The following is a 16,596-nucleotide window of genomic DNA, read 5'->3' on the forward strand; positions in this document are numbered from 1 at the left end:
TCTGGATCACTCCTGCCCATAGCATATACCTCATTACCAGTTTACCTGAATACCCGTCAAATGCTATCTTTGGAACCTTTTTTAACCGGCATATTAGAATCGCAATCATAAACCCAAAGACGAGCCGATGAATATTAAAGTAATAGCTTTTGATGCTGACGACACTTTATGGATCAATGAGCCGTACTTCCAGGAAACTGAACACAAGTTTAGCGAACTGATGGAGGAATATCTACCGCGGCATACCGCGCTTCGTGAGCTCCTGCAGGTAGAGGTCCAGAACTTACCCCTTTATGGATATGGTATTAAAGGCTTCATACTATCAATGATTGAAACAGCAATGAAGATTTCCGAAAATACGATCAGCCTTGTTGCGGTGGAAAGAATAATAGGTTTTGGCAAAGCCTTACTGGCTAGACCCATTGAACTGCTCGACGGTGTTGAAGATGTTCTTATTGCTTTAAAACAGGATTACCGGTTGGTTGTTGCAACCAAGGGCGATCTGCTTGACCAGGAAAGAAAGCTTGCAAATTCCGGCATAGAACATCATTTCCACCATATCGAGATCATGTCAGACAAGAAAGAAAAAGATTACCGAAAACTTATCAAGCACCTTGACGTGCGTCCGGAAGAGTTTATGATGGTAGGCAATTCGCTTAAGTCGGATGTTATGCCGGTGATTGCAATGGGCGGTTATGGCTACCATATACCATATCATACAACCTGGGCACATGAACACGTAGAACACGCAATTGAACACGACAACTTCAGGCAACTCACCAACATCAGGGAACTAATTCCTTTGTTATCAAAATGAAACACTTTCTTGACCTGGAAAAGTGGAGTCGAAAAGAGCACTTCAACTTTTTCAGCAAATTTGAAGAACCATTTTTCGGACTGACATCCTCTATTGATTGTACCGAAGCTTATGACCAATCCAAACTGCTGGGTCATTCCTTTTTTCTGTCGTACCTGCACAAAACATTAACCGCAGTAAACAGTATTGAATCATTTCGGTATCGTATAGTGGACAACAGTGTTGCGGTGTACGACCAGGTAAATGCTTCACCCACGATCAACCGGCCAGATGGTACATTTGGTTTTTCTTATATCGACTATCATAGCGATTTTACCGAATTCGCTCACCATGCCCTGCTCGAAATTGATCGGGTGCGAAACAGCCAGGGCCTTGTGCCTGCAGTCTCCGGTGAAAATGTGATCCATTTTTCTTCTATACCATGGGTCAGTTTCACGGCGATTTCACATGCACGGGCTTTCAGTTTTAAAGACAGTATCCCAAAGGTCTCGTTCGGTAAGATGGTTGATGTTAATGGCAGGAAAACGATGCCTGTTTCAGTTCATGTGCATCATGCACTCATGGATGGTTTTCACGTTGGGCAATTTCTTGACCTGTTGCAGGATTTGATGCAAATGCGTTGAAGTAGGGGTAAGTATTCGGATCGCCGCCCGGTAAATTGATATACGATTGCCGATTTACACGCTGGTAAGAAAAAGCCGGAGCACATATTGTGCACCGGCAAAGTCTAGACTGTTTTCAAGTTTGGAACACCTTGCAATTACTGTTGTTCCGGGATGAATTTCATCGAAATAGAATTTACGCAGTGGCGGGTATTCTTCGATGTCAGGCGCTCGCCTTCGAACACATGGCCAAGGTGTGCATCGCAGGTTGCACAAACAATTTCAACCCTTCTGCCGTCCGCATCCGGTACCCGTTTAACGGCACCCGGTATTTCGTCATCAAAACTCGGCCAGCCGCAATGGGAGTCGAACTTATCGGCTGAACGATATAAAGGTGTGTTGCAGCGCCTGCATACATACGTGCCAGGAAGCTTGGTGTTATTGTACTCCCCGGAAAAAGGGCGTTCTGTTCCTTTGTGTACAATTATCCTTTCCTCTTCCGGTGTCAGTTCATTATAGTTCATATCGATGTTTTTATAAAGGTAACAACAGCATAGTGTTTTGGTTCAAAAAGAGCTTAGTGCCGGGTACTGCAGTCGTTGAATTCGAGCTTCAAGGTTATACTTAGGCTTTCTATTGCCCTGATGGTAAAAAGGGTTGCCTGGAAGCCCATGTGACCAGCCCCGATAGGGTAAGTCGGGCAGGAGTACACGGGCACTTTGCGCAACTTGTTATACTCAGGAATAAGCTATAGGCTTTGATAAAGCTATTTTCGTACTTTGGTGTCCTTCTTTTGGTTTTTATCTGGTAATTCAAACAACTGAAACATGGACTACGGGAACGAGCTTGCTATTGGAATTGATATCGGGGGTACCAACACGAAATATGGAATAGTAAATCATCGTGGAGTCATCTTACAAAAGGGCGAGCTCAAAACCGACATCTACGAAAAGGTCGAACCATTCATTGATGCGTTGTATGAAAAGCTTGCACCTATTGTCGACCTGAATAGTGGGGAGGGCGCACTAAAAGGTATCGGCATAGGCGCACCCAATGCCAATTACTACAATGGTACAATAGAGCATGCCCCAAACCTGAACTGGAAAGGTGTGATCCCGTTTGCCAGGATGGTGAGTGAACGGTTTGGACTTCCCTGTTCGATTACCAATGACGCTAATGCAGCAGCGGTCGGCGAAATGAGTTATGGTGCTGCAAGAGGAATGAAAAACTTTATCATGATTACCCTTGGCACCGGTGTGGGTAGCGGTATTGTTGCAAATGGGCAGCTGATCTATGGTGAAGATGGTTTTGCTGGTGAGCTTGGCCATACAATCGTGCGTTATGGTGGGCGCAAACATCCCTCCACAGGCCTGCTTGGCTCCCTCGAAGCATATGCAAGCGCAACGGGGATCGTGGTTACGGCAAAAGAAATGATCAGGGACTCAGCTGAACCCAGTCTCCTCCGTGACCTGAACGATGAACTGACTTCCAAAACGATATTCGAGTCTGCCTTGAAAGGGGACAAACTTGCCCGGGAAGTTTTCCGCTTTACCGGGCAGGTGCTGGGGGAAGCGTTGGCCAATTTTGTAATGTTTTCCTCACCTGAAGCCATCATCCTCTTTGGTGGTGTAATTAAAGCGGGTGATCTCTTGTTGGAACCAACAAAGCAATATATGGAGAAGAACCTTCTTCCCGTATTTCAAAATAAGGTCAAGATTATCTTTAGCGAATTAGAAGAAGCGGATGCCGCGATACTTGGTGCCAGTGCCCTTGTTTGGGAAATGAAATATGAAGACAGCCGCTTTAGAAGCTCACTTTGATCCTTTTAAAGATGGTCTCAGGCCTCCTGGACCCAGCGGAATACATAGGGCCATTTTTAAAACCTATAAATCGTTTTTATGTCTTGTACCCGGATCAACAAAATCAGCATCGCCGGAGTGATTGGCTGCCTGATTGCCACTACCCTGGTATCATGTGGAAGGGAGTCATCACCCGAAGGAAGGATGTCGATAAAACTGGAAAGTGTTCAGCAAGAAATGTATGACAGTATGAAGGCACAAAATGCGGCCATTCTTGATAGCCTTGGCAAGATACGCGAGGAACTCCGGGCACTCCGGCAGCAACTGCGTTAGACCGTTACCGATTGCTGTTTTCAAAATTCGGCCAATCCGGCCAGGCGATTATAGTCTTCGGGGGTGTCGATGTCAATGTATCCCTTCTCAAATACGACACTTTCCACATCTTGTGCATAAAGCGAAAGTAGCTTGCGAGCGCCCTCATGACCCTGTAGTTGAAGCAATGCAGTAAAGTAATTCCGCTGAAAGAGTACGGGTGTTCCCTTCGATTGTTGATAGGCTGCCGCAATAATCCCCTTGCCCGATAACAGGTGCTTACGGACCAATTCCTGAAAGATTGCAGCCGATATAAAAGGTTGATCGCAGACGGCAAAAATTGCGAATTGAACCAAGGGTTTTTTTTCGAGCAACGTGGTAAGCCCGGCACTTATCGACGTTGCCATACCCGATGACCAATCTGGGTTGAACACAGTTAAAACCTGTAGTTCGTTCAGTCGTTGTTCAACCAAATCGTAATGTGCGCCCGTAACAACAATAATATCTTCAGCGTTTGCTTCCTTAGCAGCCATAATGGTGCGTTCCAACAGCCCGGTACCTTCAAAGGGCAGGGTCTGCTTTGGTCGCCCCATTCGTGTTGAGTTACCTGCGGCGAGAATAATAATGTTGAGGTCGGTCATTAGGACGGTGTTGATGTATCAGGTAGAAGTTGATAGGTTGATTAGTTGATAGGTTGACATGTTGATTAACGAATCCATGAATAGTTGAACAGCTTGCTGGTAACGATGATCCAGTTTACTGTAGCCCATTTCTACTTTCTACTTTTTTACTTTCTACATCTTGACTTTTTACTTCCACTTTGTCTTATGTTTTTGCTCCGGTTGTTTTACCGCTTACATTTATAATTTTACATTTTCACTTACCCTTATTGACCGATCTCAACGATAAACAACTTTTAGAAGCCGTACGGCAACACGAGGCCTGGGCGTTTGAAGAATTGTTTAACCGGTATTGGCATCCGCTATATGAAACGGCTTATAAAAAACTTCAAAGCCGCGAAGACGCTCGCGACATCGTTCAGGATGTTTGGTTGTCATTCTGGAACAACGTTGAAACGGTAACCGTTGACGAACATCTCGGGCCATATCTTTTTACCGCCCTGCGAAACAAAATCCTTCATTTCTATAGCCGCAATAAAGTTCGGCTTGCGTTTGTAACCCAACAATTTAGCATACCGGTATACGAAAGTGGTGTGCCCGCCACTGCCCTCGAACTTAAAGAATTGAAAGCTGTTGTGTTCGACGAGGTTCAAAAGATGCCCGGCAGAATGCAGCAGATTTACGACCTCAGCAGGAACCGTCACCTCTCCATAGCCGAAATTGCAGAACACCTGAACCTTGCCCCGCAAACCGTAAAAAACCAGCTGCATAATGCACTGGAAAGGCTCCGCACAAGATTGTCGCGGTACAATGCTAATCTAATCGTCTTATTTGTGATTGCAGGTGTTAAGCAATTGTAAAATTATTTTTATTTCATCTGGTACTATGCGCTTCGTTAAAGGTTAATCATTCGATTATGGGCACCGAGCAGGATTTCGAACGATTGCACGAACAAATAACGGCATATGTAAACAACAGCTGTAGCGATGCAGACCAGTTGGCAGTGGAACAATGGTACGAACAATTGGACACCGGCGAGGCCGAATTGGAACCTGAAGAGAAAGCATTGGTGGCCACAGAGATTTACGAGGGATTACTTGCAAGAAAAACCGACCGCAATGCAGGAACTTCTACGCTAAGAAGACTCGCTCCCGCCCGCAGGAGATCCGTTACCCGAAAGCTGTTTGCCATAGCCGCAATTTTCCTGGTAGTGGTGGGTATAGGAACCATTATATACCTGCTAAATACCGGGCAACAGGCAAGTTTTTCTACTGCTTACGGAAAAACGGACACGGTTTTTTTACCGGATCACTCAGCCGTGGTACTCAATGCAAATTCGTCGATACGGTATGCAAAGCGCTGGAACCCGGATCAGCCCCGGGAGGTATGGCTCGACGGCGAGGCACTTTTTATGGTGACCAACTTGCGTGAAAAAGGTTCTTCCAGTAAAGGTGATCACTTTCTTGTACACGTAAAAAACGCAACTGTCGAGGTGCTTGGAACGGTGTTTAATATTCGCGAAAGACGGGGCAAAACGGAGATTGTACTGCAGAAAGGTTCAATTAAAGTAGCGTTCAGCAACCAATCTAAAGCGGTTAAACTTTCGCCTGGTCAGATGATAATCGTTGAAGATGCGGGTAAAAAGATTACCCAAACGAAAACGAAAGCTGATGATTACACTGCGTGGACCCAACAAAAGCTGATTCTTGCCGATCCAACATTACAGAACATTATAGCATACCTGGAAGATAATTATGGTAAAAAAATCATCTTGTCTCAGCCGGAGCTTGCCCAACGGCGCATCGGGGGAACCCTGATGATCGACAACCTGGAGGATGCCCTTTTTATTCTTTCGAAAACGCTGGATCTCACAATCACTGCCGAAGGCGATCGATTGTTCATTTCGCCCAGGTAAGTCATAAACACAAATCAACCCTAAGATGAAAAAACTCGCACTCCGGATTGCGTTCCTGTCTTTTTGCGTAGTTACATGGGCAAACATGCATGCACAAACTACATCGGTTAAATCGGTCAGCCTTACCGATGCGCTCAAAAGAATAACCCGCGTTTTTGGCACCGAATTCATTTACGACAAACAGCTACTGCAGGCAAAAACAACCTCGTATAATCTTGAAAACATTAAGGGTAAGCAGGTAGAAGACGTGCTAAAAGCTGTACTCTACCCGAACGACTTTGTGTTTTTGTACATCAAAAACAACTACTACACCATCGTTCCAAAAGACAGGGTAGGGGCACCAACCCCAAGTCCTGCTGTTGTTCGTACGTCGGCACCTGTTGCTCTACCAGCTGCCGGACAACAATCAACGGTGAACAGGATTACCGGAACGGTGTTTTCGAACAAAACCGAACCCGTAAGCGGGGCCAGCATCAGTGCTCAACATGCAGGCACCGGTACTACAACCGACAATAATGGCCAGTTCACAATCCTGGTTAAACCAAACGACGTGCTGGTGATCTCCTCTGTGGGTTTCCAGGCACAAGAGGTTCGTATTGGCAGCGAGTCGACCCTCCGGATCAACCTCGAGTCGCAGCAAAAGCACCTTGACGAAGTGGTTGTTATTGGTTATGGTACCACCACCGCGCGGCGGAGCACCGGTTCAGTAAGCTCAATTACTGCTGCTGAAATCGGAAAGCAGCCTGTTGGTAACCCACTGGCAACCTTACCCGGAAGGATCGCCGGTACCCTGGTTGCACAGAATAATGGTTTGCCGGGCAGCGCCGTTCAGTTGCAGATCCGCGGGCAGGGATCGCTATCTTCCGGTACCATTCCTTTATATGTAATCGACGGTGTTCCTTTCACCAATTTCAACGGTGGGTCACCTGCCACGGATAACTTAAATGCGTTTGGCGTTTCCGGCGCCAGTGGCGGCATAAGTCCATTTGGCATGATCAACCCTGCCGATATCGAAAGGATCGATATTCTTAAAGATGCTGATGCCACATCGATATATGGCTCCCGCGGCGCTAACGGGGTTGTGCTGATTACAACCAAGAGGGGCAAAGCAGGCAAAACCAGGCTCGACTTCAACGTGAGGAGTGGTACAACAAGATTAAACCGTTATATACCGATGCTTGGCCTGCAGGAATACCTGGCGCTCAGGCGCGAAGCTTTTAAAAATGATGGGATTACGCCAAACGCAAACAATGCACCCGACCTCCTGGTTTGGGACACCACAAAAGCAACCGATTGGCAAAGGAGATTCCTCGGCGGCACCGGCAACCTTGCTGAAGCTCAGGCAACACTCTCAGGAGGCGACGCACGCACCCGGTTCTTATTTAATACAAGTTATCGTAGAGAAAGCACCATCTTTCCGGGCGACAATGCCGATAAACGTTTTTCTACAAGGTTAAACGTTGAGCATACTTCAGTAAACGGCAAGTTCAATGCTTCGTTTAACGCGAGCTATTCCAATGCCAATACCAACCTGATTACTTCGGATATCAGTTCGGTGTATAATCTTCCGCCAAACCTGCCGCTGTACGATACAGCAGGCAAGCTGTTTTGGGCTCCCGGGTTCACTAATCCTTTGTCTAACCTCATCAAGCGGTACAAGGGTACTACTACGAATCTTATTGGCAACGCAGTACTGCGGTATACCATATTGCCCGGTTTAAACCTGAAATCAAACTTTGGCTATACCACCACCGACCTCGATCAAAATACCACCAACCCTGCGTCGTCGCAAAATCCCGTAAATAACCCGGTAAGCTCTGCGGTATTCTCATTCAACAAGGCGCAAAACTGGATTGTTGAACCAACCCTTGAATACATTACCAAAATCAGCGAAGGCAGATTTACTGCCCTGGCAGGAGCAAGCTGGCAGCACAACACCTCCAAGGGGCAATTTCTTACCGGCACCAATTACAGCAGCGAAGCTTTGCTGGGTACATTATCAGGTGCTGGCCTGGTAACGGTTAATTACAATAACATCGTCGAATATAAATACAATGCATTTTTCGGCCGGCTTAATTACGACTGGAAAGGGAAGTACATTGTTAATGCGACTTTCAGGAGAGATGGGTCCTCACGCTTTGGGCCCAATAACCGGTTTGGTAACTTCGGGGCAATCGGTGCGGCGTGGGTATTTTCAGACGAGGAGTTCCTGAAGAACTCGGGTGTTCTAAGCTTTGGTAAGCTTCGTGGCAGCTACGGTACAACAGGTAACGACCAAATTTCAAATTACCTCTACCTTCCGCTTTACTCTTCTACCACTATATATTTGAATAATCCGGCAATTTTGCCGGTAACGCTTCCGAACGCAGATATCCAGTGGGAAACAACCCGGAAACTTGAGGCTGCTGTTGACCTCGGTTTCTTCAAAAACAGGATATTGTTTACTGCTAACTACTACCGCAACCGGTCAAGCGACCAGATATCTTTTGTAAGTGTTCCCCTTCAATCGGGCTATAACTCCATCACAGCAAACCTGCCTGCAGTTATCCAAAATACCGGGCTCGAACTTGAACTGAGCACCACCAACATTAGTAGTAAAGACTTCAAATGGACTACATCACTAAACCTAACCTTTCCCAACAACAAACTGGTAGATTTTCCAAACCTCGCCAGTTCATTTTATAGTACCAGTTATATCATCGGTCAGCCAATAAACCTTACTCGGGTATACCACTACCTCGGGGTGGATCCAACCAATGGCCGCGCCACCTTCGAGGATATCGATAAAGACGGAAGCATCACTTTTGCCAACGACAGGGTTATAGCTCCAATTGGTACACCCTATTACGGGGGTTTAAATAATTCATTCTCGTACAAAAATCTCCAGTTCGACTTCTTCTTCCAGTTTAATCACCGTTTCGGCGCAACAAATATTCTAAACACCCGTCCGGGTGCCCTCATCAACCAAAATACCTCATATTTGAACCGTTGGATGAAACCGGGTGATGTTACCGATATTCCCGCTGCAACAGCAAATGCCGGTTCGCCCATATACACCTCCTACAACAACTACACGGGCTCCGATGCGGTTTGGGGCGATGCATCATACCTGAAACTCCGTTCGGCAAATATCTCTTATGCAATCGGCGACAACCTCATACGCAATCTGAAAATGACGAACTGCAGGATATTCGTCGAGGGTCAGAACCTCGTCACCTGGTCGAAGAACAGGTACATCTTTGATACGGAAACCCAGGTGCAGGGCGGCCCCAGCGGTCTTGGCACCGGAACAGTCGGGCAGGTATTGCCGCCGCTAAGAACCATTGTTTTTGGTATCAATTGTTCATTCTAAAAACCTAGTTTATGTTTTCTTACTATAAAAGATTTTCGATACACTTATTGTTTTTAGCGTTCGCGGCATGCACGTTTCCGGGATGCAAGAAGTTTCTCGAACTCGGCGCGCCACCTACGCAGACCGTACTGGAAGAGGTTTTTAAAACCGATGCCACAGCTACGAGTGCGGTGCTCGGCTTATACAGCTCCGGAAGCTCCGGTGTAAATTCACTGGTGCTAAACTTTTCGGTTTATCCTGGTATGTCGGCCGACGAGGTGCAATTAAATACCTCCAACCTCTTCGCCGACGAGTTTAAAACCAACTCCATTTCAGCTGCCAACAATAACGTGAACATGAATAATATCTGGTACCCTGCATACCAGGTTATTAAAAACGCAAACAATGCCATTGCAGGGCTGTCTGCATCAACTACGCTTACTCCTGCAGTGAAAGATCAATTGCTTGGTGAAGCAAAGTTCATCAGGGCATATGCATACTTCTACCTGGTTAATCTTTATGGCGACGTACCAATGCCGCTTACCGGCGATGTTGATTACCTCCAAAATGCGCAATTGCCCCGCTCACCTGCAGCCGGGGTTTGGGCACAGGTAATAACCGACTTGAAAGATGCCCAGGCGATGTTGCCGGCTGCATACGCGGGAACCTTTAGGGCACGGGTAAATAAGTGGGCCGCTGCGGCTATGCTTGCGAGGGCTTACCTCTACAATAAAGATTATGCAAATGCTGAAGCTATGGCCAGCCAGGTAATTGGCTCAGGTGTATACAGCCTGCCTGCGCCCACAACAAGTTTCATCAACACCAGTAACGAAATCATCTGGCAGGTTGCCAATACAACCGGGGTATCCACCTTTGGGGCGAACTATCTTGCAGCAAGCGGTATCCCAACCTATTATTTGTATGATACGCTTTATAAATCCTTTGAAGCTGCTGATCTGCGCAAAGCAAACTGGACAGGTATGGTTACCGTCGGTGGCCAGAACTACTATACAATTAACAAGTATAAAGTGCGCGCAGGAACCGGCAATGAATACAACATTGTATTACGACTTGCCGAGGTGTACCTGATTCGCGCAGAAGCAAGGGCACAGCAAAACAATCTTTCGGGCGCAAAGGCCGATATCGAAATGGTGAGAACAAGGGCGGGCCTTGGTGGGCTGCCAGCAACGGTTACACAGCAACAATTGCTGCTTGCTATCGAGCAGGAAAGAAAAGTGGAACTCTTTGGCGAATGGGGGCACCGATGGCTCGACCTGAAGCGTACCGACCGTGCAAATGCGGTTATTGGTGGAATTAAAAGTACCACCTGGAACCCAACAGATGTGCTCTACCCCATTCCCGAGCCCCAGCGGTTGGTGAACCCGAACCTGACCCAAAATCCCGGTTACTAACGATATTTCTTTTTTTTGGTGACCGGCATTTGAACAAGGATTTAGCGGCCGTTGCCACGCTCGCTTGTACTGTGGGTACATCATTGAGCAACTAACTGCCGCATAAGAAAAGCGCAACCGCCCGTGCAGGTGTTGTCACCTGCACACAGATCGCCCGTGCAGGTGTTGTCACCTGCAGATTGTGATGAACAGGTGTCGTCACCAGTACACAGATGGCCAATGCAGGTGTTGTCACCTGCAAGTCGTGATGCAACAGGTGTTGTCACCTCCACAATTCTAAACCAGGCCAGGATCCCGATGAAAGGGGTCGCTGCAACATAAAACAAGTAATGCTAAACGGTACAACCCTCAATTAACCAATCATGATGATAAACAGGATTTTTACAGTCGTTCTCTCATTGCTTTCGCTGCAGCTGCACGCGCAGCCCGGGCCAAAACCAAAGCCGGGAACGTTCGAGCTTACCGGCAAACTGGCTGGCTTAACCAACGAAAAGGTTTACCTGTACCCGATTGAAAGCCCTGCCGCACTCGACTCAACAAACGCAGTTAACGGCAAGTTCAGGTTTGCTGGTCGGCTCACTCAGCCATTGCTGTGCGTCCTCCGGATCAATGGTACAAGAAGTCAGCGCGGTATATTTCTTGAACCTGGTAAGATGATGATCAATGGTCATAAAGACTCACTTCAAAATGCAACGATCAAGGGAAGTCAGTCGAACAATGAATACAGCGAATGGTCAAAAGAGTGGACCAGGATCGCATCGCAGGCCGGGCCGATGTACAAAAGACTTGACTCAGCAACTAACCAGGGGAAAGTAAAAGAACCTGAAAGCGAAAGGAAGATCTTCGAGGACGGAATGCAATCATTAAATGACCAGACGACAAAAGCAGTCGAGGCTTTCATCAAAAAATACCCACAATCACCGGTGGGCCCGTTTATTATTTACGACCGGTACATCAGTTATCCAAACCCCGAGTTGGCAAGGTCGATGTTTAGCATGCTGGGCGACAAGGCAAAGAACAGCAACTACGGAAAAAAGATCACCGAATACCAACGTATAGCTGCCAAAACCGGCATAGGTGCAAGTCCCGACTTTACCGTTGCAGATACTTCGGGTAAACTATTCAAACTTTCTGCGCTCCGGGGCAAGTACGTGTTGGTGGATTTTTGGGCGAGTTGGTGTGTGCCCTGCCGTAAAGAGAATCCTAACGTAGTTAAGGCATACCAGGCCTTTCACGATAAAGGCTTCGAAATTGTTGGCGTTTCGCTCGACACCAAAAAAGATGCATGGAAGAAAGCGATTGAAATGGATAGTCTGAAATGGAATCATGTCAGCGACCTAAAAGGCTGGGAAAGTGGCATTGTAAAAGAGTTTGGCATTACCGTAGTGCCCACCAGCTTTTTGGTCGGCCCGGATGGTAAGGTAATGGCAAATAACCTGCGGGCAGAAGCGCTGCACAAGAAGCTCGGCGAGTTATTAAATTAGTCACAATACCCAATACCTAAATACCCAATACCTCATTACCCAAATTAATTCTACATGATGAACAATATTAAGCGGCTACTAGCTCTTAGTTGTGTGGGCATAGTATCGCTCGCGGCAAATGCCCAGGATACCATTAAGGTTAAACCAAATGCTGACACCACCATTCAGTACTTCAGCAGGTTAGCAGCCTCAACCGCGCAGGATAAAGAACTACTAAAATCGAAATTGTACGCTTTGTTAAAGAGCGACAAAGAACAGGATTGGCTTCTTGCCCAACGTTTTTTATACCAGCTAAAAAACACCGCTAGTTCCGACTCGGTTCTAAAAGCCATTGAGTTGAGATTTCCTGAAGGAACAGTCGTTCGTAACAAAGAGGTGGACGTTGTTTACAATACCGAAGGTGCTGAGAAAAAGGAGCAGGCTTTCAGGAAGTGGATAGCGAAATATCCTCCGGAAAAATATGGCCCGGATCGCATCCAATATGATTATGCGCGCAATTCAGTTGCAAGAGCCTATGCGAGCGAAGGCAAGTTGAAAAAGGCACTCGAATACACCAATCAAATTGAAACAGGGGTATGGAAAGGAGAGGGGTTTGCGGGAACCGCGGAAGTTTTATTAAAGAAAAACATACACCTCGACCAGGCGGCTGTTTTGCTTAAAAAGGCGATTGACAACGCTAACCTGTACATGACGACGCGCAAAGATGAGCCCGGGGCTTCATTTGCTGCTACAGGCTACCTCGGTTATCACGTTCTGTATGCAGAAGCTTTATACAAACAACGGAAATATGCTGAGGCACTTCCTTATGTTAAGAAGGCGCACGACGAATACAAAGGGGTCCGGGGACATGTAAACGGAACGTATGCAAAGATTCTGGTGGCACTGAACAAAAATGAAGAAGCGTTTAAAATTCTCGACGAGGCAGTTCGGTCCGGGCAGGCGACGGAGGAAATGAAAAAAGACATCAAAGTATTGTATGCGAAAGTAAACGGCAACGACGGTTACGATGCCTACATGGCAGGCGTTAACAAAGAGCTTATTGCCAAAATGCTGAAAGAGTTGCCTAAGCAGATGATCAATGTTCCTGCGCCCCAGTTCACGCTAAACGACATGGATGGCAACAGGGTGTCCCTTGCTGATCTGAAAGGAAAAGTGGTGCTCGTTGACTTCTGGGCGACATGGTGTGGACCGTGCAAAGCCTCGTTTCCCGCAATGCAAACCGCTGTAAACAAGTACAAAAATGACCCTGACGTAAAATTTTTGTTTATACATACCTGGGAGAGAAATGACTCGACCCCTACCGAAAACGCCAGGAAGTACATCAACGAAATGAATTATCCCTTCCTGGTACTTATGGACCTGCAGGATAAAGAGAGCGGTCTGAACAAAGTGATCGACGCTTATAAGGTCAGCGGGATACCGACAAAATTTGTGATAGACAAAAACGGTAACATACGTTTTAAATTAACTGGTTTCAGCGGCGGAAATGATTTTGCAGTTGAAGAAGTATCAGCGATGATCGAACTGGCGAGGTCTTAGGGTTTTGCTAAATCTCTGCAATGCAACCCGTAAACAGGGCTCATTACCTTTCATTGCGCTAAATTTGGCCGTCATTTCGATACGGGAGGGTATAGGGCCTTTTCGCCAACCTCCCACAAAGGCCTTGCTGCCATTGTAGTTAGGGCAATTTTGGTTTCCATAGGTTTAACAATCTTAATCGCATTTGCAATGAAAAAAATCTTCCTATTTATTCTTACTGTAATCATTACCACCGCATCATTCTCACAGGTGCAAAACCCCGTAAAGTGGAACTATACCGCTAAAAAAATTAATCCTACAACATACGAAATCTACCTCACCGCAAATGTTTCCGGTAACTGGCACCTGTATTCACAGTTCACACCAGACGGTGGTCCGGTCCCCACTGCAATCACCTTTGCAAAAAATCCATTGGTTACCCTGCAGGGCAAAGCCAAAGAGGTGGGTAAACTTCAACAAAAACATGAGCCGCTTTTTGGAGTTGATGTAAAGCAATTTGGTGGTACTGTAAATTTTGTTCAAACGGTGAAACTTAAGAGCCCGGTAAAAACAAACATCGCCGGATCAGTTGAATATATGGTATGCGACGATACCCAGTGTCTGCCACCGGCAACACAAAAATTTTCTATCGCGCTTAAGTAATTTAATATTGCCTGATGGCTCATCTATTTCGTGCTTTTCTTGTCCTTTTTCTTACATCGGTTTTTTTAAGCGTTTCAGCCCAGGACTCTTTACCAGTTACATTCGGATTGAGTACCGAACGGATAAATTCCAATGAAGTTGTACTTCGGCTAAAAGCTAAGGTGCCCCCAGGGGTAAAAGTGTATGCGATCCAACGATCAGCCGACGAGCCGCTTTTTTCAACCCTGACCTTTGATACCAGCTTTGCCCGGTACCTGCAGGATACTGTGGATGAAAAGGGAAAAGTTCGGACGGAAAACGATGCTGCACTCGGTGCAACGGTTCGGTACATAAGCGATAGTATTATATGGCAGCAAAGAGCCTCCATTCCGGCTACGGACAGCGTGGTACTCAAAGGGCTGGTTACCCTGGCCTATAAACAAGGTGAATCATACCTCTCGGGGGAGCAGGCCATCCGGTTTTATGTTCCGCGCGAAGAACGGGTATCCGCTTCACCCCAGGGAGCCGTTGAAGGCATCACCGGCAACAGGTCGTTGTGGTGGATATTCGCAACCGCGTTTGCAGGCGGACTGTTAGCGCTGCTGACCCCTTGCGTGTATTCGATGATCCCGATCACCGTTAGCTTCTTTACAAAACGGAGCAAAAACCGGAAAGAAGGACTTAGAAACGCGGTTTATTATTCGACCTCCATCATCATCATATTTACCCTTCTCGGATTTCTCATTACCCTCATATTCGGTCCGGCAGCCCTGAATAATCTTGCAACAAACTGGATTGCCAACCTGGTGTTTTTCATTTTATTCCTTGTATTTGGTATTTCATTTTTAGGTGCATTCGACATTTCGCTTCCATCATCCTGGAGCACAAAGGTTGATACCAAAGCCGGGATGGGCAGTTTTGCAGGGATCTTTTTTATGGCGCTAACGCTTGTGCTGGTGTCGTTTTCCTGTACTGGTCCCATCATTGGTAACCTGCTGGTGCTTGCAGCCAAAGGCAGTTACTATGGCCCGCTTGTAGGCATGTTCGGATTTTCACTTGCACTGGCAATGCCTTTTGCCTTATTCGCGTTTTTCCCAAGTAAGCTCAATATCCTTGGCAGGGCAGGTGGATGGTTAAATGCGGTGAAGGTTACCCTTGGCTTTCTTGAGCTCGCACTTGCACTTAAGTTTTTATCCAATGCCGACCTTGCAAAAGGCTGGCGGATACTTGACCGGGAAATATTTATCGCGTTATGGATCGTGATCTTTGGATTACTGGGGATGTATCTCCTGGGTAAGATCAGGTTTAGTCATGATGATGAACTGCCTAAAAACGACTACGGCTTGCAACACCTCAGCGTAACCAGGTTGTTTTTTGCAATGGCTGCCCTTTTCTTTGCCGTTTACCTTGTACCCGGGATGTGGGGTGCACCGTTGAAGGGGATCAGTGCATTTGTACCTCCCATGGGAACCCAGGACTTTACCGGTGCAGCAGCCATTAGCCGCGGTGGAGGTGCGCATAGCGACGCTACTGCAGAGACCGGCGGTTTGCCAGCTCCAGTTAAATACTACGACCGGATGAAGATCTACGAGCCGGAAGTGGTAACCAAATATGGTATGATTACCTACTTCGATTACGACGAAGCACTTGCCGTTGCGCGTAAGGTGAAAAAGCCGCTGATGCTCGACTTTACGGGCATCAACTGTGTAAACTGTCGTAAGATGGAGGGCCAGGTTTGGAGTGATCCCAGGGTTATGCAGCGACTAAAAGAGAATTTTGTGATCGTATCGTTATACGTGGACGTACAGGAGATCGATCTTCAGACGGCTGAAGTGTACTTTTCAAAAGCGCTGAACAAACAGGTGGAAACGCTGGGTGATAAACACGCGGACTTCCAGGTGACCAGGTTCGGCGCTAATACACAGCCATACTACTTCTTTTTAGACAGTAAAGAAAATCGGCTTGCTCCGGAAGGTTATGGCTACGACGCCAATATTGACCAGTTCATCAAGTTGCTCGATGGGGTAAGTGCAGCTTACAATAAGTCGGACAGCTAACTGCAAACGAGTCAACGAACATTTTTTCAATCTCAGCTTCAAAGTGAAGGGAGGGTCGAAATTTCCTTGTTGATGGAGCAATTCATA

At 46.8% G+C, this 16,596-nt stretch carries 14 protein-coding genes; 12 read left to right on the forward strand and 2 right to left on the reverse strand.

Annotated features, from left to right (window positions below; all coding sequences use genetic code 11):
• The first annotated feature begins 127 nt into the window (after positions 1–127).
• A complete protein-coding gene (locus EXU57_RS09570) occupies positions 128–817 on the forward strand; it encodes an HAD family hydrolase (protein ID WP_133267965.1) in 690 nt (229 codons plus the stop codon).
• Entirely contained in the window at positions 814–1,440 is a 627-nt protein-coding gene (locus EXU57_RS09575; protein ID WP_133267966.1) for a chloramphenicol acetyltransferase, read from the forward strand. The genes EXU57_RS09570 and EXU57_RS09575 overlap by 4 nt, the downstream gene beginning before the upstream one ends.
• A 137-nt stretch (positions 1,441–1,577) precedes the next feature.
• Here the strand turns inward: EXU57_RS09575 and EXU57_RS09580 are convergent, their stop codons facing one another.
• Positions 1,578–1,943, reverse strand: a complete 366-nt coding sequence (locus EXU57_RS09580; RefSeq protein ID WP_133267967.1) for a methionine-R-sulfoxide reductase — start codon at positions 1,941–1,943, stop codon at positions 1,578–1,580.
• A gap of 303 nt (positions 1,944–2,246) precedes the next feature.
• Between EXU57_RS09580 and EXU57_RS09585 the strand changes: the two genes are divergently transcribed.
• On the forward strand, positions 2,247–3,239 hold the full coding sequence (locus EXU57_RS09585) for an ROK family protein (RefSeq protein ID WP_133267968.1): 993 nt from the start codon (positions 2,247–2,249) through the stop codon (positions 3,237–3,239).
• A 78-nt stretch (positions 3,240–3,317) separates the two neighbouring features.
• On the forward strand, positions 3,318–3,551 hold the full coding sequence (locus EXU57_RS09590; protein WP_133267969.1) for a hypothetical protein: 234 nt from the start codon (positions 3,318–3,320) through the stop codon (positions 3,549–3,551).
• A 20-nt stretch (positions 3,552–3,571) separates the two neighbouring features.
• On the opposite strand, the gene EXU57_RS09595 is transcribed toward EXU57_RS09590, so the two are convergent.
• Positions 3,572–4,171, reverse strand: a complete 600-nt coding sequence (locus EXU57_RS09595; protein ID WP_133267970.1) for an NTP transferase domain-containing protein — start codon at positions 4,169–4,171, stop codon at positions 3,572–3,574.
• A 248-nt stretch (positions 4,172–4,419) separates the two neighbouring features.
• Here EXU57_RS09595 and EXU57_RS09600 point away from each other — a divergent pair, with 248 nt between their 5' ends.
• From EXU57_RS09600 to EXU57_RS09635, 8 genes are all read left to right on the forward strand, one after another.
• Positions 4,420–5,010, forward strand: coding sequence for an RNA polymerase sigma factor (locus EXU57_RS09600; protein WP_165958091.1), 591 nt, complete (start codon positions 4,420–4,422; stop codon positions 5,008–5,010).
• Positions 5,011–5,066: 56 nt separating this feature from the next.
• Positions 5,067–6,065 (forward strand): FecR family protein, encoded by a 999-nt coding sequence (locus EXU57_RS09605; RefSeq protein WP_133267972.1) that lies wholly within the window; start codon positions 5,067–5,069, stop codon positions 6,063–6,065.
• 25 nt (positions 6,066–6,090) lie between these two features.
• Positions 6,091–9,417: a SusC/RagA family TonB-linked outer membrane protein gene (locus EXU57_RS09610; RefSeq protein ID WP_133267973.1), complete on the forward strand. Its 3,327-nt coding sequence runs from the start codon at positions 6,091–6,093 to the stop codon at positions 9,415–9,417.
• 11 nt (positions 9,418–9,428) lie between these two features.
• Positions 9,429–10,808, forward strand: a complete 1,380-nt coding sequence (locus tag EXU57_RS09615; protein ID WP_133267974.1) for a RagB/SusD family nutrient uptake outer membrane protein — start codon at positions 9,429–9,431, stop codon at positions 10,806–10,808.
• Positions 10,809–11,170: 362 nt separating this feature from the next.
• Positions 11,171–12,292 carry a TlpA disulfide reductase family protein gene (locus tag EXU57_RS09620; protein WP_133267975.1) on the forward strand — a complete coding sequence of 374 codons (1,122 nt, stop codon included), beginning with the start codon at positions 11,171–11,173 and terminating at the stop codon, positions 12,290–12,292.
• Between the two features lie 54 nt (positions 12,293–12,346).
• Entirely contained in the window at positions 12,347–13,831 is a 1,485-nt protein-coding gene (locus EXU57_RS09625) for a TlpA disulfide reductase family protein (RefSeq protein ID WP_133267976.1), read from the forward strand.
• 189 nt (positions 13,832–14,020) lie between these two features.
• Positions 14,021–14,473, forward strand: coding sequence for a protein-disulfide reductase DsbD domain-containing protein (locus tag EXU57_RS09630; RefSeq protein WP_133267977.1), 453 nt, complete (start codon positions 14,021–14,023; stop codon positions 14,471–14,473).
• 14 nt (positions 14,474–14,487) lie between these two features.
• Positions 14,488–16,509: a protein-disulfide reductase DsbD family protein gene (locus EXU57_RS09635; RefSeq protein ID WP_133267978.1), complete on the forward strand. Its 2,022-nt coding sequence runs from the start codon at positions 14,488–14,490 to the stop codon at positions 16,507–16,509.
• Positions 16,510–16,596: the final 87 nt, after the last annotated feature.

The organism is Segetibacter sp. 3557_3, assembly GCF_004354985.1.
Classification (GTDB): domain Bacteria; phylum Bacteroidota; class Bacteroidia; order Chitinophagales; family Chitinophagaceae; genus Segetibacter.